Here is an 18,015-nt window from a genome sequence, read left to right as displayed (position 1 = left end):
GCGGGGGTCCCCCGAACGGGTGGCGGCGTCAGCTCGCGAGCGCGCGCACCGTCTCGGCGACCGCGAACGCCGCGAAGACCAGGAACAGCCCGGCCGCCACCCGGCGGATCAGCGCGATCGGCAACCGGTCGGCGAGCTTCGTGCCCAGGAAGACCGCGAGCCCCGACACCACGAGCAGCGCGGCCCAGGCGCCGACGAACACCGACAGCGGCTCGTCGTACCGGGCGGCCAGCCCTGCGGTGGCCAGCTGCGACAGGTCGCCCCACTCGGCGGCGAAGAGGACGCCGAAAGAGACCGCCGCGATGCGGAGGAACGAGCTGCCCTGCCCGGTCTCGCCGAGCTCCTCGTCCTCGGGGCCGCTGCGCGCGCTGCGCCACAGGAGCACCGCGCCGACGAGGAAGAGCACGGCCACCACGCCGCTGACCAGGGCCTCGGGCAGGAGGGACAGCAGCGACCCGGCGGTGACCGCGATCGCGACCTGGAGTCCGAACGCCGCACCCACCCCGACGAAGACCGGCAACGGGGGGAAGCGGGTGGCGAGCACGAGGCTGGCGAAGAGCGTCTTGTCCGGCAGCTCGACGGGCAGGACCAGGATGAACGCCGTCGCGATGACGGACAGGACCACGGGACTTCTCCTCCGCTGGGCGCTGCCGGGCGGAGTCAGGGCGGCCTCCGACCGGGCAGCGCGGGCTGCTGGTCGAAGGTCTCGCCCATCCACGCGGGACGTGGACCCGCTGACCGGGCGGCCTCGGGAGGCGCCAGCATGTCGACCAGCGGACGGGGGGCTACTCCCCTTCGCCGGGCAGCCTAGCGAGAAACCGGCTGCGCGAGCCGCCCGGCCGGCGTTAGCCTCCGCACATGCCGTTCCGTTGACGCCCGTCGCCGAACCCGCTCCCGCCCGCCGCGCGGCCGCTGGCCCGCCTGGCCGTCGGCTGGGCCGCGCTCTCGGAGCTGGTGCCGCTGTACCCGCTCTACGCGCTGCTCTTCCTCGACACCGGGCTCTCCGGCGCGCAGATCTCCATGCTGTTCGCCGTCTGGTCGGTCACCTCCTTCCTCACCGAGGTCCCGGCCGGTGTGCTCGCCGACCGCTGGTCCCGCCGCGGGGTCGTGGTCCTGGGAGGCGTGCTGCAGGCGGCCGGCTTCGCCGTGTGGACGGCGGCGCCGCAGGTCTGGGCCTTCGCGGTGGGCTTCCTGCTGTGGGGCATCTCGGGCGCGCTGGTCTCCGGCGCCGCCGAGGCGCTGGTCTACGACGGGCTGGCCGCGGTGGGCGCGAGCGACGGCTATGCCCGGGTGAACGGCGCGATGACGTCGGCCGAGCTCGTCGTCCAGGTGCCCACGGCGTTCGCCGCCGGCGCCCTGTTCGCCGTCGGCGGGTACCCGCTGGTCGGCTGGGCCAGCGTGGTCGTCTGCCTGGCCGCCGCCGCCCTGGCGCTGCGCTTCCCGGAAGCGCCCCGGACGGGAGCGGACGGCGGGGAGCAGCCGGTGCGCCGGGGCGTCGCCGACGTCCTGCGGTCGCCGGCGCTGCGCGTCCTCGTGCTCGCCGTCGCGCTGATCGGTGGCCTGGACGCGGTCGAGGAGTACTTCCCCGTGCTCGCCGGGGAGTGGGGCGTGCCCACGGCCGCGGTCCCCTTCGCCGTGCTGGTCGTCGCGCTCGCCGGCGCCGCCGGAGCCGCGCTCGGCGGCCGGGCCGACCGGCTGCCGGGGTGGGCCCTCCTGGGCCTGCTGGTCGCGGCGGCCGGGTTCCTGGCGGTGGCCGCCGTCTGGGCCCGGCCGGCCGCGCTCGGCGCCGTCGCGGTCTTCTACGCCCTCTACCTCGCCGTCCTCGTCGTGGCCGAGGCGCGGCTGCAGGACGGGATCGCGAGCACCCACCGGGCCACGATCACCTCGGTCGCGGGGCTGGGCATCGAGCTGGCCTCGCTGCTGGTGTTCGCGGCCTGGGCGCTGGGCGGGGCGGCGGCGGTGGCCGTCCTGGTGCTCGCCGTCGTGCCGGTGGTGCGGGCCGGGCTGCGGACCAGGGAACCCGACGTCAGGGGACCCGGCGTGCCTGCCGGAGGTACTCCGACGGGGGAACCCCCACGACGGCACGGAAGTCGCGGCTGAAGTGGGCCTGGTCGAACCAGCCCAGCGACGCCGCCAGCGCGGCCAGGTCGTCCCCGTTCCCGGCGTCGATCGCGGCGGCGGCGTCCTGCAGCCGGTAGCGGGCCAGCACCGCCTTGGGGGTGACCCCGACGTAGCCGGCGAACAGCCGCTGCAGCGACCGGACGCTGATCCCGCCGAGCGCGGCCACCTGGTCGACGCGGACCAGCTCCCGGTCGGAGATCATCGCGTCGATCAGGCCCAGCAGGTCGAGGTAGGCGTCGGCCGGCTCCGACGCCAGCGGGAGCAGGGCGGCGTCGAGGACGGCGGCGCGCGCGTCGTCGTCCTCCGGGGCCAGGACGTCGTCCAGCAGCCGGGCCGCGGGCAGGCCCAGCCGGTCGCCCACGGGCTCGACGGTGTTGCGACCGGGGAGGGCGCCGGTGAGGGCGGGAAAGCCGCCGGGCCGGAACTTCACCGCGGTCACCCGGCCGGCGCCGGTCAGGTCGACGACGAACCGGCGGGTGACCACCCCGTGCAGCAGGACGGCGGGCAGCGCGAAGCCGAACCGCGGCTCGGTGCCGGTCTCCACGGAGACGTTGACGCTGGGGTGGCTGAGCACCTCCGAGCGGAACGGGGGCTGCCCGGTGAGGTCCCAGCGCACCGACCAGTACCGCTCGACGAACGGCCGCAGCGGCTCGCTGACCGGGGCGTCGCGGCGCAGACCCGCCCGCGTCGCCGTCTCGGCCGGCCGCAGCAACCCGCGCAGGGTGGCCGCGCGGTCGAGGGCTGTCGCGTTTGTCCAAGACGCCACCCCCGCAGCCTAGGCAGGGTGGGGGCATGACGATCACGCACGGCAAGCCCGAGGGCTACACGACCCTGACCCGTTCCTCGTCTGCTCGCCCGCGGCCGAGGCGATCGGCTTCTACGCCGACGTGTTCGGCGCGACCGTCGTGAGCCGGATGGACGGCCCCGGCGGCACCGTCGCGCACGCCGAGCTCGACCTCGGCGACGGGCGGCTGCAGCTGTCGGACCCGAACGAGCAGTACGGCCTCGTGGTGCCGGACCGGTCCACGGACGCGGTCAGCGGCTCGACCTGCATCTACGTGCCCGACGTCGACGCCGTCTTCGCGAGGGCCGTCGAGCGGGGGGCGACGGTGCGGGAGGAGCCCGGCACCTTCGTCACCGGCGACCGGTTCGCCTCCGTCTACGACCCCTTCGGGCACCGCTGGGCGATCATGACCAAGGTCGAGGACATCAGCCCGGAGGAGCAGGAACGGCGGCTGGCGGAGTGGGGCGCGCAGCAGGGCTGACCGACAGCGGCGGCAGCAGGAGCTGCACCAGGGGGCCGATCGCCACCGCGTACAGGACGGTGCCCAGCCCCAGGGTGCCGCCGAGCAGCCAGCCGCAGGCCACGACGGCGACCTCGATGGAGGTGCGCACCACGCGCACCGAGCCGCCGGTGCGCGCGACCAGGCCGGTCATCAGCCCGTCCCGCGGGCCGGGCCCCAGCGCGACGCCGATGTAGGCGGCGGTGGCGACGCCGTTGAGCAGCACGCCGCCGACCAGCAGCGCGAGCCGCAGCGGGAGGGCCGACGGAGCCGGGACGACGGCGAGCGTCGCGTCCAGTGCCAGCCCGAGGACGACGACGTTGCTCACGGTGCCCAGCCCTGGCCGCTGGCGGAGCGGGATCCAGGCGAGCAGCACCAGCGCCCCCACGGCGATCGCCACCGTGCCGATCGAGCGGTCCAGCCGGTCGGCGAGCCCCTGGTGCAGCACGTCCCACGGCATGTTGCCCAGCGCCGACCGGATGATCAGCGCCATGGAGATGCCGTAGAGCAGCAGCCCCGCGTAGAGCTGGGTCAGCCGGCGGGGGAGGCGCCGCCCGGACGGGGTCGGCGGGAAGAGGGCGCGCACCCGGCCATCCTGCGCCACGATCGGCCGGGTTCCGGCAGGCCACCGGGGCCGGGTGGCCTGGTCGTCAGAGGTCTCGCCGTCACGGGCCGACGGGATGAGCCGCCTCCGCCGCCGCCGTGGCGGCGCGCAGCACCTCCTTGGCCGGCAGGCCCAGGTCGCGGGCGAGCGCGGCGACGTCCTCGTACTCGACGCTGACGTTCACCACCCGCCCGTCGTGCACGGAGAGCTTGACGCCGGTGCGGCCGCCGAGCACCTCCACCGAGGTCTGCACCCGCTCCAGCGCGACCTTGCCGACCGGGACGACCCGCAGGCCGATGCTCGACGTGCCGGCGAAGACCGCCGCCTCCACGCCGGGGACGGCCGCCGGGGGGCACAGCGCCGACAGGGTGTGCGCCGGGCGGCCCTTCTTCATCAGGATCGGGGTCAGCCAGGCGTCGGAGGCGCCGGCGGCGAGCAGCGCCTCCAGGACGCCCGGCCACAGCCGCGGGTCGAGGTCGTCGACGTTGGTTTCCAGGACCACCGGCCCGGCCGGTTGCGGCGCCGCGGCCTCCCCGAGCACCAGGCGGACGACGTTGGGCAGCTCGGCCGGGTCCCGTCCGCCCGCGCCGACGCCGACGCGTTCCACCCGCATCGGCGGCAGCGTCGTCCACTCGTCCACCCGGGCGGCGAGCAGGGCCGCGCCGGTCGGGGTGCACATCTCGGCCGGCACCGGCCCGGCGACCACCGGGACACCGCGCAGCAGCTCCAGGACCGCGGGGCCGGGGATCGGCACCACCCCGTGCGCGCTGCGCACGGTGCCGCTGCCCAGTGCCACGGGGGAGGCGCTCAGCCGGGTGAGCCCCAGGTGCTCGAGGCCGGCCACGACCCCGACGACGTCGGCCAGCGCGTCCAGCGCGCCGACCTCGTGGAAGTGCACGTCGTCGGGGGGCACCCGGTGGACCCGGCCCTCGGCCACGGCCAGCCGCTCGAAGACGGCGAGCGCGCCGTCCCGGACCGGGGTCGGCAGTCCGGCGCCGGCCAGCAGGTCCCGGACGTCGGCCCAGGTGCGGTGCTCGGACGACGGCGGTGCGTGCACGTGCACCCGGGTGGCCCCGAGGCCGTGGCGGGTCGTCTGCTCGGTCACCAGCCGGATCCGCTCGACCGGGAGCGCGGCGACCGCGGTGGTGAGTACCTCCAGCGGCACCCCGGCGTCGACCAGCGCGCCCAGGAGCATGTCCCCCGAGGCGCCCGCGGAGAGGTCCAGCCAGCCGATCATGCGCTCGATCATGGCCCAGCGGCTGCCGGGAACGGCACTCGGCCGCGGGTGGACCTGCCGCGGGGCCCGGAGGGCTCCCGGCGGGCTGTTGGGCGCGGTGTCGTCCGGAGGACGACAGATCACACAGCCGCCCGTCGGGCGACGCGGGCGGCGAACACGCCGGCGGACCAGCCGTTGTCGATGGCGGTGACGGCGACGCCCGGCGCGGCCGAGTTCAGCATCGTCACCAGCGCGCCGAGGCCGGCGAAGGCGTTCGGCGTCCCCGCCGAGGTGGGCACCGCCACCACGGGGACGTCGGCGGCCTCCCCCACGGTCGCCGCGAGCGAGGCGTCCAGCCCGGCCACGACGACCAGGCAGTCGGCGCCGGCGAACGCCGAGCCGTCGGCGAGCAGGTCGCGGAGCCGGCTGCCGGCGACGTCGTCCAGCCGCACGGCCGCGGTGCCGCTGACCCGCGCGACGAAGGCGACCTCCGCCGCGACGGGACCGTCGGCCCCGCCGGCGCACAGCACGTGCACGCGGCCCACCGGCTCGGGCACCGGCCCGACCGCCGCCGCCATCGCCGCGGCGTCCATCGTCGTGTACGCGTCGTGCTCGGAGGCGAGGGCCACGAGCGTCTCCGCGCCGGCGCGCAGCACCAGCGCCGGCCGGTCGGGGTGCTCGCGCCGCGCCTCGCGGACCAGGGCGAGGACCTGCTCGGTGGTGCGGCCGGTGGCCCAGACGACCTCCGGCTCCACCGCGGCGGTGCGTCGTGCGGCGGCGGGTGTCGCCGGCTCCACGGGGGTGGGCGGGACCGGCGCGGGCTCGACGGCGGCGGGCTGCACGGCGGCGGGAGCTGCCGGCACGACGACCGGTCCCGACGCGGGCAGCGGGCCCAGCAGCGGCTCGGCCGGCCCGCCCGTGCCCAGCGGCGGGTGCGCCGGCCGCGGCGGGACGAGCAGGGGGGCGAACCCGTCGGCCGCCTCGGCGGCGGGCCGCGGCACGGGAGTCGCGTCGGGGGCGGGGGACGCCACCGGACTGCCCGGGCCACCGGCGTCCGGAGTCCGGGTGTCCGCCGTGCCGGTGCCTGCGGTGCCGCTGTCCGCCGTGTGCGTGTCCGCGGTGGCGCCGTCCGCGGTGCCGTCGTCGTCCGGCCCGGAGGGCGTGGCCCCGTCGGCGGACGGCGGGGGGCCGAACAGGACGTCGAGCGGGCTGGCGCCGGCTGCCCGTGTCTGGGTCACCCCGGACAGCCGGACGACGCGGTCGCGGCCGCTGCGCTTGGCGTCGTAGAGGACGCCGTCGGCGGCGGCGAAGAGGGTCCGCCGGTCGTCACCGCGGGCGGCCGAGGCGATGCCCACGCTGATGGTGACCGGGGCCTCGATGCCGAGGGAGGACCAGTCGTAGGTCGCCACCGAGCGGCGGATCCGCTCCAGGGCCCGCTCGCCCTGCTCGGCCGTGGTGTCGGGGAGCAGGATGACGAACTCGTCCCCGGCCCAGCGGCACACCTCGTCGGTGTCGCGGACGCCGGCCACGAGCAGCTCGCCGACGGTGCGCAGCGCGGCGTCGCCGGCGGGGTGACCGAAGGCGTCGTTGATCGACTTGAAGCGGTCCACGTCCACCACGGCGAGCGCGGGGGCGCCGCCGGTGGCCAGCAGCCCGTCGAGCCGGGCCTCGGCGTAGCGGCGGTTGGGCAGGTGGGTGAGCGGGTCCTCGTAGGCCTGGCGGCGGAGCTGGCCGGCGGCCCGCTCGGTCTCCAGCAGGCTCTTGCGCCGGCCGAACAGCTCCACCCACCGGGTGCGCCGCTCGTCGACCCGGTCCAGCTCGTCGGAGAGGTAGGCCTGCAGGTAGGGGAGCGCGCGTCCGGCGTCGTCCAGCTCGGCGTGCAGGGTGCACAGCTCGCGCAGCGCGGCCCGCCGCAGCCGGGGGAGGCCGTGCTCGGTGGCCAGGCTCAGCGCCGAGACCAGGTGCTCGTCGGCCTCGGACACGTCGCCCTGGCGGCGCAGCGCCCGGCCCAGGGCGAGCTGCGCCGACGCCAGCTGGGCGCGGTCGGCCGTCGCCGAGGTGACGCGCACGGCGGCGCGCAGCGGGCCCACGGCGGCGGCGTGCTCGCCGAGCCCCACCAGCGCCCAGCCGTGCACCACCTGCGCGGGGACGAGCCCGGGGCTGTCCGGGGGCAGCAGCTCGAGGGCCTTCTCCGCCAGCAGGCGCGCCTCGGCGAAGTGCGGCACGGCCGACTCGGGGACGCCGTCGTCCAGCAGGCCCTCGCCCAGCTCCGCGCAGAGCTCGCCGAGACAGGTGGCGGTGGTGGCCACCACGACGTCGGCGGCGTCACCGTCCCCGGACCACCCCGCGGCGGCCGGGTCGGCGGCGGCGGTCAGCGCCGCCTCGTGGGCCCGCCGCTGGTAGTCCAGCGCCAGCGGCATGAGCTCGAGGTCGGCGAGCACGCCGGCGAGGGTGCCGAGCGTGTCCACCAGCAGGGCACTGGGCGGCAGGACCGGGTCGAGCAGGCTGGCGGCCTCGACGGCCTCGTCCATGGCGGCGTCGATGCGCCGGGAGAGCAGCTCGATCCGGGCGTGCCGGGCCAGGCCGGCGGCGCGCTGCAGGTCGTCGTCGGAGGCGTCGAAGGCGGCCTTCGCCGACCGGACCAGGGCGATGGCCAGCGCGGCGCGGGAGGCCGACTCCGACCGCGGGTCGCCGTCCTCGCCGGTGCCCTCGATGAGGTCGGCGACGCCGGCGTGCAGGTCCAGCGGGTCGCCGGCCGCGGCACCGGCGGTCACCGGGTCGCCGACGAGGGTGAAGCCGGCGACGCGGAGGCGCCGGACGAGCAGCTCGGCGCGCAGGGTGTCGGCCCACGCCTTGCCCAGCGAGACAGGGGCGTCCGCGGGGGCGTCGGCCACCGGGTCCGCGACGACGTACGGCGAGGGCTCGCGCTCCACGTCGGCGAGGAGCTCCTCGGCGTCGTCGAGCTGCCAGTTCGCCAGGGCAGCGGTCACCCGGCGGTGCAGGGTTCCGGGCGGCACGAGCGCACTGTGCACGGCGTCGGGTGCGCTGTCGAGCACCTGTTCGGGAACGCGCCGTCCCCCGTCCGACGCGTCCCACGCGTCCCAGGCGGAGCTGGTCACGCGGGGGCCGGGGACGGTCCGCCGGAGCCGGCAGCGGCCTCCCCGCCGGGAGCCCGCACGCGGTTGCGGCCGCTGCGCTTGGCGGAGAACAGGTGCAGATCGGCGGTGTCGAACAGCGCCCGCCAGCCCCCTCCCGGCCGGGGTGGTTCGGCCGGCGGCTGCTCCTCGACGGCCGGCGCGGTGGCCACGCCGATGCTGACGGTGACCGGGCCGGGCACGAGGTCGCTCCAGTCCGCCTCGGCCACGGCCGCGCGGAGCCGTTCCATCACCACGAGCGCCTGGGCCTCCGTCGCCGTCGGCAGCACGACCAGGAACTCGTCGCCCGCCCAGCGGTACACCTCGTCGCCGGTGCGGCTGTGTTCCCGCAGCAGGTCGGCCACCCGGCGGAGGACGGCGTCCCCGTGGGTGTGCGACGCCTCGTCGTTCACCTTCTTGAACCGGTCGACGTCGACCACGGCCAGCGACAGCGGCTCCTCGCCGAGCGGCATCGTGCCCAGCCGCCGCTCGGCGCTGCGCCGGTTGCCCAGGCCGGTGAGCGGGTCCTCCAGGGCGTGCCGGCGCAGCAGGGCGGCCTGCCGCTCGGCCTCGCGCAGCCGGCTGCGGCGGATGAACATCTCCGCCCACATCTCCCGGCCGCGCGCGTGCGCCCGGCCGGTGTCGGCGCGGTAGGCCTCCAGCCAGTGCAGCGCCTCGGCGGGCCGGCCCAGGTCGGCGGTGCTCTGCCCCAGCTCCAGCAGGCACTGCCGGTAGCGGCGCCGGTCCCCGGAGGCCACGAAGGCGCCGGCGGCGTCCACCAGCAGGCCGATGGCCTCCTCGCCGTACTCCGCGTCCTCGTCGCGCTGGGCCACCCGGACCAGCAGGCGGGCCAGGACGAGGTCGGTGTAGCCGCGCAGCCACAGGCCACCGTGCTCCTGCACGCGGCGGCGGACCCGGCGCAGCGGGCCCATGGCGCTGTCCAGGTCGTCGGAGCTGTTCATCGCCCACGCCTGGACGACGTCGAGCAGGTCGGCGGCGGCCGGATCCGGCTCCCAGGCCATCTCCCGGGCCTCGGTGGCCTGGGCGATCGCCACGGCGGCCAGCGCCCGGGCCCGCTCCGAGTCCCCGCGCCGGCGCAGCGTCTGGGCCAGCTCGGCGTGCTGCTGGGCCGAGAGCTGCAGCAGCTGCCACTGGTCGCCCAGGTCGGGGAGGGCGGCGGCGATCCGGTGCCCGCGGACCGCGTGCGAGACCGCGAGCTCCTCGAGGTCCAGGCCCGAGAGGGTCAGCGACAGCCAGCGGTGCGCCTGGTGCAGGGCGCGGGTGGGCTCGCCGGCGTTGGGCCCCTCGGTGAGCAGGCTGGCGTCGACGGCGAACAGCATCGCGGCGTCGAAGTGGTCGGCGGTGACCTCGACGTGCGCCAGGTAGGCCAGCGTGAGCGCGGTGTCGGCCGAGGGCGGGCACGCGAGCAGCGCCTCCCGGGCGGCCGCCACGGACTCGACGGCGAGGTCCGGGTCGCTCTCGAACAGCGCCCGCTGGGCGGCCAGGGCGTGCCGCCACGCCGTCCACCGCGCGTCGGTGGCCTCGGCGAAGGCGCCGTCGGCGTCGTCGAGGAGGCAGAGGAAGGCGGTGGAGTCGTCCCGGGAGCTGGCGTCCAGCAGGCGCCACAGCACGGCCGCGAGATCGCTCGAGGCGACGCGGACCGGGCTGGGTGTCACAGATCCCCTCCACTGACGGGTCGGGCCAGCCGTGCTGCGGCCGAGCCTGTCGGTGACGACTCGGTTCCCCCGGGTCGGGACACGCCCCGCCCCGCCCGCACTACCCTCGTCGGATGCCCGGGATGCCACCCAGTACGTCTCCGACGCGGTTCGCCTATCTGGGACCCGAGGGTACCTTCGCCGAAGCCGCCCTCAGCGCCGTCTCCTCCGCGGGAGGATCGCGGTACCCCCAGCCGAGTGTCCCCGCGGCGCTGGCCGCCGTCCGATCGGGGGACGCCGACGCCGCGCTGGTCCCCCTGGAGAACTCCGTCGAGGGCTCGGTGCCGGCCACGATGGACGGGCTGGCCGACGGTGCGCCCCTGGTGATCACCCGCGAGGTGTTCCTCGACGTCGCCTTCGTGCTGGCCGTCCGGCCCGGGACGGAGCAGGCCGGCGTGCGGTCGGTGGCCAGCCATCCGCACGCCCTGGCGCAGACCGCGGGGCGGCTGGCCGAGCTGTTCCCCGGCGTCGTCCCGCTGCCGGTGTCCTCGACCGCGGGAGCCGCCGCGGCCGTGGCGGCGGGGGACTTCGACGCCGCCGTGTGCGCGCCCATCGCCGCCGAGCGCTACGGGCTGGTGGCGCTGGTCGACGACCTCGCCGACACCCCGGGCGCGGTGACCCGCTTCGTGCTGGTCGAGCCGGCCGGTGCGCTGCCCGCGCCCACGGGCAACGACAAGACCTCGCTGGTCGCCGTCGTCGGCGACCGCACCGGCGCGCTGCTCGCGCTGCTCAGCGAGTTCGCCGTCCGGGGGATCTCGCTGACCCGGATCGAGTCCCGCCCGACCCGGGAGCGGCTGGGCGTCTACTCCTTCAGCCTCGACTGCGAGGGGCACATCGCCGACGCCCGCGTGGGCGAGGCGCTGGCCGCGCTGCACCGGGTCTGCGACGACGTCCGGTTCCTCGGGTCCTACGCCCGCGCCGACGGGCGGGAGAACGTGCCCGTGCCCGACGTGGCCGCCGACGCGGCCTTCGCCGATGCGGAGGGCTGGCTCGCGGGCATCCGGGGCGGCCCCTCCCCGCGTTGATCATCGGCGCGTGGCTGCCCCTGCCGGCGTGTCGGGCAGCCACCTGCCGATGATCGACGGGCTCAGAGCCGGGCGCGGAGCTCCTCCACGATCCGGCGGGTGGCCGGGACGTCGATCCCGTGCCGCCCGGCCGCCCGCAGCACCGCGCCGCCGATCGCGTCCAGCTCGGTGGGCCGGCCGGCCTCGGCGTCGCGCTGCATCGAGGAGCGCATCCCGGCCGGCAGCGAGTGCAGCAGCTCCAGCGTCGCGGTCGGGTCGGGGTCGGCTCCGTCCGCGCGGGAGACGGCGGCGACCTCCTCGACGACGGCCCGCAGGTCCTCGGCCCGCTGCTCCCGCGCCGTGCCGAGCGGTGCGGCGAGCGACGTGGTGAGCAGGGCGAGTGGGGCGAGCAGGCAGAGCTTGGCCCACAGCAGCCCGCGCTCGTCCGGCCGGACGTCGACGTCGACGCCGGTCGCCGCCAGCGCGTCGGCCAGCTGCTCGGCACCGGGTGCGAGCGTCACCGCGGCCAGCGACCCGTCGTGGCGGACGGTCCCCGGAGCCGGCCGGTGCGCGGCCACCTGGATCGCCCCCGCCACGGTGCGGGCCTCCGGGTAGCGCGCCCGCAGCAGCTCCAGGTGGTCGATGCCGTTGAGCAGCGGGACCAGCACCGCCGTCCCGAGCACCTCGGCGGGCAGCCGGTCCAGCGCGGCCGCGAGCTGGGTGGCCTTCGGGGTGACCAGGCAGACGTCGACCGGGGCGTCGAGCCGCGTCGTCCCCCGGGCCGGAGCGGTGAACGCGCCGAACCGGTCGCTGGACAGCGTCAGGCCGTGCCGCTGGACGTGCTCGGCGGTCTCCGGGCGGGCCAGGCAGGTGACGGCGTGCCCGTCGCGGGCCAGCAGCGCCCCGAGCATCCCGCCGACCCCGCCCGGTCCGAGGACCGCGATCCGGAGAGCAGTCATGCCTCCACCCTGCCCGTCCGGTCAACCAGTCGCCCGACCGCCGTTGATCATCGGCGGGTGGCTGGACGACACGCCGCTGACGGGCGCCACCCGCCGATGATCATCTGGCAGGGCGGGCGGGCGGGCGGCGCGCGCCTACACCCTCGCGAGCTCGCGCTCCTCCGGCTCGGGGGCGGTCGGGCCGCTCGCCAGCGCGCCGGGCCACCAGACCTTGTCCCCGATCAGGTGGACGGCGGCCGGCACCAGCAGCGTGCGGACGACGAACGTGTCCAGCAGGACGCCGAAGCCGACCAGGAACCCCAGCTGGATGAGGATCACCAGCGGCAGCACGGTCAGGGCGCCGAAGGTCGCCGCCAGCACCAGCCCGGCGCTGGTGATGACCCCGCCGGTCACCGCCAGCGCCCGCAGCACGCCGTCCTTCGCCCCGTGCCGGACCGACTCCTCCCGGGCCCGGGTCATCAGGAAGATGTTGTAGTCGATCCCCAGCGCGACGAGGAACACGAAGCCGATCAGCAGCACCTGCGGATCGCTGCCCGGGAACTGGAACAGGTGGTCGAACACCAGCGCGGCGACGCCGACGGTCGCGGCCGTGCTCAGCGCCACCGTGGCCACCAGCAGCAGCGGAGCCACGATCGCCCGCAGCAGCAGGGCCAGCACGACAGTGATGACCAGCAGCACCAGCGGGACGATCACCGCCAGGTCGCGGGCCGCCGTCTCCTGGGTGTCGAGGTCCTGCGCGGAGGAGCCCCCGACGAGCGCGTCGGCGTCGACGTCGCTCACGGCCGCCCGCAGTTGCTGGACGGTGTCCTGCGCGGCCTCGCTGTCGGGGGCGTCGGCCAGCGTGGCGTCGATCCGGACGAGGCCGTCGACCTCGACCGGCTCGCCGGACCCGGCGCCGGGCGGGCCGCCCTGCTCGCCGGTGAAGGGCGCCACCTCCGCCACGCCGTCGACCCCGGCGGCGGCGTCGGCGACGTCCTGCCAGCCGTCGGCCGGGGTGATGATCACCGCGGGGCTCGCCGCGCCGGCCTCGTAGTGGCGGGCCAGGGCCTCCTGCCCGGCGCCGGACTCCGACCCGCCGCGCACGGCCTCCGACAGCGGGATCCCGTCGGCGTCGAAGGTGGGCAGGAACAGCGCGAAGACGACCAGGACGCCGGCGCTGCCCACGAGGTACCGGGTGGGACGGCGGCCGACCGACGTGGCGATCCGCTCCCAGCCCTTGCCGTGGGTGTGCTCCTCGCCGAACTTCGGGCGGAAGGGCCAGAACGCGGCGCGGCCGAACAGCACGAGGAGCGCGGGCAGGAAGGTGAGCGCGGCCAGCATGGCGAAGGCGATGCACACCGCGGAGATCGGGCCGAGCGCCCGGTTGGAGCCCAGGTCGGAGAAGAGCAGGCAGAGGACGCCGAGGATCACCGTCCCGCCCGAGGCTGCGATCGGCTCCCACGACTGCTGCAGCGCCACCTTCATGGCGGCCACGGGGGACCGTTCCCGGCGCAGCTCCTCGCGGTACCGGGAGACCAGCAGCAGGCCGTAGTCCGTGGCGGCGCCGACGACCAGGATCGAGGCGATGCCCTGGCTCTGGCCGTTCACCGTGATCCAGCCCTGGTCGGCCAGGAAGTACGCCACCGCGAGCGAGACGACCAGCGCCATGCCGGCCGTGCCGATCACCAGCAGCGGCAGCAGCGGGCTGCGGTAGACGACGAGCAGGATGAGCAGGACGACGCCGAACGCGGCGATCAGCAGCAGCCCGTCGATGCCCGCGAAGCCCTCGGCGAAGTCGGAGAAGATCGCGCCGGGGCCGGTCACGTAGGCGGTGGTGCCGTCGATCCCGGGCAGGTCGCGCAGCTGCCCGATCACCTCGCCGAGCGCGTCGCCCAGGTTCGGGTCGAACGGCAGGACGGCCTGCACGGCCTCGCCGTCCTCGGACGGGATCGGCGGGGAGGCCTCGCCCTCGAGCGCGCCGGCGTCCTCGGCGATGCCCACCGCCTGGTCGACGCGGGCCCGGGCCTCGGCCAGCGCGTCCTGGCCGAGGGGGCCGTCCTCGCTCTCCCAGAGCAGGATCACCGGCAGCGTGCGCTCGGTGCGGAACTGCTGCTGCAGCTCGGTGACCCGGGTGGACTCCGCGCTGTCGGGGAGGAAGGCTGCGGAGTCGTTCTCCGAGACCTCGCCCAGCTTGCCGCTGAAGGAGCCCAGCGGTCCGGCCAGGGCCAGCCAGGCCACGGCGACGAGGGCGGGGATCAGCCAGCGGAGGGCGGCGGTACGGCGAGGCATGATGTCCCTTGATGGTCGATAATCTCGATCGTCGAGAGATTATGGCGGACGACGGCGGATGGCGAACGGAGGCGGTGCGTGGCTGATGCGGGGTCACGGCAGGAGCTCGCACTGCTCCTTCGCCGGCTGACCGTGGAACTGGATGCAGTCGGCCAGAGATTCGCCCAGGTGCACGGCCTCAACCGCACCGACGTCCGGGCGCTGGTGGCGATCATGGACGCGGCCCGCCGTGGCGAGGCGCTCACCGCCGGCCGGCTGGGGTCCGCCGTGGAGCTGAGCTCGGCCTCGGTGACGGCGCTGGTCGACCGGCTGGAGAAGGTCGGCCACGTGCGGCGGGTGCGCGACACCGGCGACCGGCGGCGGGTGGCGCTGGAGATGTCGGACTCGGCCATGGCCGCGGGGGCCGAGCACTTCGGGGGGCTGGCCCGGGACCTGGCCGCGGCGATGGAGGACTACACCGACGAGGAGCTGGCCGTCGTCCGCCGGTTCGTGCTGGACATGACCGCGGCGACCATGCGCCATTCCCGCGCCGACCCGCCCGGCCACGATCAGGGAACCTGATCATGGCGCGTCCTCCCGCACGGTGGGCGCTGAGGGAGGACGCGCTGCGGTGGGGGAGGACGGGCCGCGGCGGCCCGCGCGCGCCCCTGTGGGACCGCCCGTCGCGCGCGGTCGCCGGTCAGAGGTGGAGCCCGGTCAGAGGTAGAGGCCGGTCGATTCCTCGATGCGCTCGGCGGCGACGGCGTGCACGTCGCGCTCGCGCAGGATGATCAGGTCCTCGCCGTGCACCTCGACCTCGTGCTGGTCCTCGGGGGAGAACAGCACCTGGTCGCCCACCTTCACCTGGCGCACGCTCGGCCCGGCGCCCTTCGCCTCGCCCCAGACCAGGCGCTTGGCCACCTGTGCGGTCGCGGGGATGAGGATGCCGCCGCTGGAGCGACGGTCGCCGTCCTCCTTGCGGAGCGCGACCAGGATGCGGTCGTGCAGCATCTTGATCGGCAGCTTGCCGGCGGCTGAGTTCTCGGGCACGTCGTCCCACGCTACCCGCGCCGCAGACCGTCCCAGGACCACCGGGGGACGGCGCGGTCGTCCGGTACGACGGCATCCACGGGCGAGAAGACCAGCACGTCGTCCACGGCCCACTCCACGTACGCGCGCATCGCGGACCGGAACTCCGGGTCGGCGGGCAGTTGCGCGTCGTCGAGGGCGGCGACGAAGCAGTCGACGAACCGCCGGCCGAGGTCGCTGATGTCCCCGTTGCCCGCGTGCATCCGCAGCAGACCGGACTGGTCGCCCAACCCTTCGGAGTAGCGCGGCGGACCACCCATGACCTCGGCCCAGTACGCGGCCAGCCGCGGGACGTGCTGCGGGTCCAGGTCGGCGCGGGTGAAGGGGTGGTTCAGCTCCGGGTCGGCGAGGCAGCGGGCGTGGTGTGCGGCGGCCAGCGCCCGGAAGGCAGGCTCGCCGCCGGCGAACGCGAACAGCGTCGGGCGCACGGTGGACGAGTGTGGCAGCACACGTGCCGCCACGGGGTGCCGCTCATCCCCAGCCGAGCTCGTGCAGGCGCTCGTCGTCGATCCCGAAGTGGTGCGCGATCTCGTGGACGACGGTGATCGTCACCTCGTCGACCACGTCGTCGGCGGTCTCGGAGATGTCGCAGATCGCCTCCCGGTAGATCATGATCCGGTCCGGCAGCGCCCCGCCGTACTCCCACCCGCGCTCGGTCAGGGCGAAGCCCTCGTAGAGCCCCAGCAGGTCGGGCTCCTCGGGATTGCGGTCCTCCACCAGGACGACGACGTTGTCCATGAGCGCCAGCAGCTCCGGCGGCACCTGGTCGAGGGCGTCGGCGACCAGCTGCTCGAAGACCTCGACGGGCAGTGGCTTCACCGGGCCGCCCTCCCCGGCGACGCCGGTGCGGTCGCCGTCACCAGCTGGTCGGCAGCGGCCGGCCCTCCTCGTACCCGGCCGTGCTCTGCACCCCCAGCACCGCGCGCTCGTGCAGCTCCTCGACGGTGCGGGCGCCGGCGTAGGTGCAGGAGGAGCGCACCCCGGCCACGATCTGGTCGACGAGGTCCTCGACACCGGGGCGGGCGGGGTCCAGGTACATCCGCGAGGAGGAGATGCCCTCCTCGAACAGCCCGGCGCGGGCCCGTTCGAAGCCGGTCTGGGTCGCCGTCCGGGCCTTGACCGCGCGCGCGGACGCCATGCCGAACGACTCCTTGTACAGCCGGCCCGACCCGTCGTCGTGGATGTCGCCGGCGCTCTCGTAGGTGCCCGCGAACCAGGACCCGACCATGACGCTGGCCGCGCCGGCGGCCAGCGCGAGGGCGACGTCGCGCGGGTGCCGCACGCCGCCGTCGGCCCACACGTGCCGGCCGAGGGCCCGGGCCGCCTCCGCGCACTCCTCGACGGCGGAGAACTGCGGGCGGCCGACGCCGGTCATCATCCGCGTGGTGCACATGGCGCCGGGGCCGACACCCACCTTGACGACGTCGGCGCCGGCCTCGATCAGGTCGCGGGTCCCGTCGGCCGTGACCACGTTCCCGGCGACCACCGGCACGGACCCCGCCACCGAGCGCACGGCCCGCACCGCCTCGACCGCCTTCTCCTGGTGCCCGTGCGCGGTGTCCACGACCAGCACGTCGACGCCCGCGGCCAGCAGGGCACCGGCCTTGCCGGCGACGTCGCCGTTGATGCCGACGGCGGCCGAGGTGAGCAGGAAGCCGTCGGGGCCGGTCGCCGGGGTGTAGATCGCCGAGCGCAGCGCGCCCTTGCGGGTGATCACCCCGACCAGCCGGTCACCCTCCACGACCGGGGCCGCGCTCACCCGCTCGCCGGAGAGGACGTCGAAGATCTTGGGCAGGTCGGTGCCGGCCGGGACGGTCAGCGGCTCGCGGGTCATGACCTCCGAGAGCTGGGTGAACCGGTCCACGCCCTGGCACTGGCCGTCGGTGACGACGCCGACCGGGGAGCCGCCCTCGACCACCACGACGATCCCGTGCGCCCGCTTGGTCAGCAGCGCCAGCGCCTCGCCGACGGTCGAGGTGGGCCCCAGCGTGATGGGGGTGTCGTAGACCGGGTGCCGCGCCTTGACCCAGGACACCACCTCGCTGACGACGTCGACCGGGATGTCCTGCGGCAGCACCGCGAGCCCGCCCCGGCGGGCGATCGTCTCGGCCATGCGTCGCCCGGAGATGGCGGTCATGTTGGCCACGACGACCGGGATCGTCGTCCCGACGCGGTCCGGCGTGGTCAGGTCGACCTCGAGCCGGGAGCCCACCGTCGAGTGGTTCGGGACCATGAAGACGTCGGCGTAGGTCAGGTCGTGGTCGGGGCGCTGCAGGAACCGCATGGGGCCCAGTGTCCCGCACGCCGGGCGACGTGCGCGCTAGATGTACTGCCCAGCCAGGTTGTTCAAGCGGGTGATCGGGGAGTGCTTGCCGATCGCGGTGTGGGGCCGGTGATGGTTGTACTCGTGCAGCCAGGCGGGCAGGGCTTTCCGGCGGGCTGACTCGCTGTAGAACATGCGGGCGAAAGCCCAGCCGTCGGCCATGGTGCGGTGGAAGCGCTCGATCTTGCCGTTGGTCTGCGGCCGGTAGGGCCGGGTCCGCTTGGGCGTGATGCCGAGCTCGAGGCATGCGTCGCGCCAGGCGTGGGAGCGGTAGGCCGAGCCGTTGTCGGATAGCACCCGCTGGGTGGTGACCCCGCGGG

General features: G+C 75.9%; 17 protein-coding genes. 4 read left to right on the top strand and 13 right to left on the bottom strand.

Annotated elements, in window-relative coordinates:
* Nucleotides 1-28: 28 nt before the first annotated feature.
* Nucleotides 29-625, bottom strand: coding sequence for a TMEM165/GDT1 family protein (locus BM142_RS20305; protein ID WP_175527386.1), 597 nt, complete (start codon nucleotides 623-625; stop codon nucleotides 29-31).
* 329 nt (nucleotides 626-954) lie between these two features.
* On the opposite strand from BM142_RS20305, the gene BM142_RS20300 reads away from it, so the two are divergent.
* Nucleotides 955-2,100: an MFS transporter gene (locus BM142_RS20300; protein WP_092202664.1), complete on the top strand. Its 1,146-nt coding sequence runs from the start codon at nucleotides 955-957 to the stop codon at nucleotides 2,098-2,100.
* Here the strand turns inward: BM142_RS20300 and BM142_RS20295 are convergent.
* Nucleotides 2,027-2,887 carry a helix-turn-helix domain-containing protein gene (locus BM142_RS20295; RefSeq protein ID WP_139228967.1) on the bottom strand — a complete coding sequence of 287 codons (861 nt, stop codon included), beginning with the start codon at nucleotides 2,885-2,887 and terminating at the stop codon, nucleotides 2,027-2,029. The genes BM142_RS20300 and BM142_RS20295 overlap by 74 nt on opposite strands.
* A gap of 121 nt (nucleotides 2,888-3,008) precedes the next feature.
* Between BM142_RS20295 and BM142_RS20290 the strand changes: the two genes are divergently transcribed.
* On the top strand, nucleotides 3,009-3,386 hold the full coding sequence (locus tag BM142_RS20290; RefSeq protein WP_254791100.1) for a VOC family protein: 378 nt from the start codon (nucleotides 3,009-3,011) through the stop codon (nucleotides 3,384-3,386).
* Here BM142_RS20290 and yczE read toward each other — a convergent pair.
* From yczE to BM142_RS20270, 4 genes are all read right to left on the bottom strand, one after another.
* Nucleotides 3,331-3,990, bottom strand: coding sequence for a membrane protein YczE (yczE, locus tag BM142_RS20285; RefSeq protein WP_092202660.1), 660 nt, complete (start codon nucleotides 3,988-3,990; stop codon nucleotides 3,331-3,333). The genes BM142_RS20290 and yczE overlap by 56 nt on opposite strands.
* 79 nt (nucleotides 3,991-4,069) lie before the next feature.
* Complete coding sequence (larC, locus tag BM142_RS20280) at nucleotides 4,070-5,257, bottom strand: nickel pincer cofactor biosynthesis protein LarC (RefSeq protein ID WP_254791099.1); 1,188 nt, start codon at nucleotides 5,255-5,257, stop codon at nucleotides 4,070-4,072.
* Nucleotides 5,258-5,364: 107 nt separating this feature from the next.
* Complete coding sequence (locus tag BM142_RS20275; RefSeq protein ID WP_092202658.1) at nucleotides 5,365-8,343, bottom strand: diguanylate cyclase domain-containing protein; 2,979 nt, start codon at nucleotides 8,341-8,343, stop codon at nucleotides 5,365-5,367.
* Nucleotides 8,340-10,034, bottom strand: coding sequence for a GGDEF domain-containing protein (locus BM142_RS20270; protein WP_092202656.1), 1,695 nt, complete (start codon nucleotides 10,032-10,034; stop codon nucleotides 8,340-8,342). Before BM142_RS20270 ends, BM142_RS20275 begins: the two co-directional genes overlap by 4 nt.
* 113 nt (nucleotides 10,035-10,147) lie before the next feature.
* Between BM142_RS20270 and pheA the strand changes: the two genes are divergently transcribed.
* Nucleotides 10,148-11,098 carry a prephenate dehydratase gene (gene pheA / locus BM142_RS20265; protein ID WP_092202654.1) on the top strand — a complete coding sequence of 317 codons (951 nt, stop codon included), beginning with the start codon at nucleotides 10,148-10,150 and terminating at the stop codon, nucleotides 11,096-11,098.
* Between the two features lie 62 nt (nucleotides 11,099-11,160).
* On the opposite strand, the gene BM142_RS20260 is transcribed toward pheA, so the two are convergent.
* Both BM142_RS20260 and BM142_RS20255 read right to left on the bottom strand, forming a co-directional pair.
* Nucleotides 11,161-12,036: a ketopantoate reductase family protein gene (locus BM142_RS20260; RefSeq protein ID WP_092202652.1), complete on the bottom strand. Its 876-nt coding sequence runs from the start codon at nucleotides 12,034-12,036 to the stop codon at nucleotides 11,161-11,163.
* Nucleotides 12,037-12,171: 135 nt separating this feature from the next.
* Nucleotides 12,172-14,304 carry an MMPL family transporter gene (locus BM142_RS20255; protein ID WP_092202651.1) on the bottom strand — a complete coding sequence of 711 codons (2,133 nt, stop codon included), beginning with the start codon at nucleotides 14,302-14,304 and terminating at the stop codon, nucleotides 12,172-12,174.
* A gap of 78 nt (nucleotides 14,305-14,382) precedes the next feature.
* On the opposite strand from BM142_RS20255, the gene BM142_RS20250 reads away from it, so the two are divergent.
* Nucleotides 14,383-14,865 (top strand): MarR family winged helix-turn-helix transcriptional regulator, encoded by a 483-nt coding sequence (locus BM142_RS20250; protein WP_092202649.1) that lies wholly within the window; start codon nucleotides 14,383-14,385, stop codon nucleotides 14,863-14,865.
* Nucleotides 14,866-15,000: 135 nt separating this feature from the next.
* Here BM142_RS20250 and BM142_RS20245 read toward each other — a convergent pair whose 3' ends face one another.
* The 5 genes from BM142_RS20245 to BM142_RS20225 all read right to left on the bottom strand — a co-directional run.
* Nucleotides 15,001-15,333 carry a GroES family chaperonin gene (locus BM142_RS20245; RefSeq protein WP_254791098.1) on the bottom strand — a complete coding sequence of 111 codons (333 nt, stop codon included), beginning with the start codon at nucleotides 15,331-15,333 and terminating at the stop codon, nucleotides 15,001-15,003.
* 11 nt (nucleotides 15,334-15,344) lie between these two features.
* A complete protein-coding gene (locus BM142_RS20240) occupies nucleotides 15,345-15,800 on the bottom strand; it encodes a globin domain-containing protein (RefSeq protein WP_092202734.1) in 456 nt (151 codons plus the stop codon).
* Between the two features lie 43 nt (nucleotides 15,801-15,843).
* Nucleotides 15,844-16,191: a metallopeptidase family protein gene (locus BM142_RS20235; protein ID WP_217640819.1), complete on the bottom strand. Its 348-nt coding sequence runs from the start codon at nucleotides 16,189-16,191 to the stop codon at nucleotides 15,844-15,846.
* Between the two features lie 37 nt (nucleotides 16,192-16,228).
* Nucleotides 16,229-17,656: a GuaB1 family IMP dehydrogenase-related protein gene (locus BM142_RS20230; protein ID WP_092202648.1), complete on the bottom strand. Its 1,428-nt coding sequence runs from the start codon at nucleotides 17,654-17,656 to the stop codon at nucleotides 16,229-16,231.
* Between the two features lie 36 nt (nucleotides 17,657-17,692).
* Nucleotides 17,693-18,015: integrase core domain-containing protein (locus BM142_RS20225; RefSeq protein ID WP_139228966.1), on the bottom strand; the 323-nt coding region annotated here is incomplete at its 5' end.

It is taken from the genome of Blastococcus tunisiensis, assembly GCF_900112815.1.
In the GTDB taxonomy this organism is placed as follows: domain Bacteria; phylum Actinomycetota; class Actinomycetes; order Mycobacteriales; family Geodermatophilaceae; genus Blastococcus_B; species Blastococcus_B tunisiensis.
This window is presented reverse-complemented; position numbering and strand designations above follow the sequence as displayed.

What these genes read in the sequence shown, in the direction of transcription:
- larC (WP_254791099.1), bottom strand. Translation starts at nt 5,257, where the DNA reads ATGATCGAGCGCATGATCGGCTGGCTGGACCTCTCCGCGGGCGCCTCG.
- pheA (WP_092202654.1), top strand. Translation starts at nt 10,148, where the DNA reads ATGCCCGGGATGCCACCCAGTACGTCTCCGACGCGGTTCGCCTATCTG.
- BM142_RS20260 (WP_092202652.1), bottom strand. Translation starts at nt 12,036, where the DNA reads ATGACTGCTCTCCGGATCGCGGTCCTCGGACCGGGCGGGGTCGGCGGG.
- BM142_RS20255 (WP_092202651.1), bottom strand. Translation starts at nt 14,304, where the DNA reads ATGCCTCGCCGTACCGCCGCCCTCCGCTGGCTGATCCCCGCCCTCGTC.
- BM142_RS20230 (WP_092202648.1), bottom strand. Translation starts at nt 17,656, where the DNA reads ATGCGGTTCCTGCAGCGCCCCGACCACGACCTGACCTACGCCGACGTC.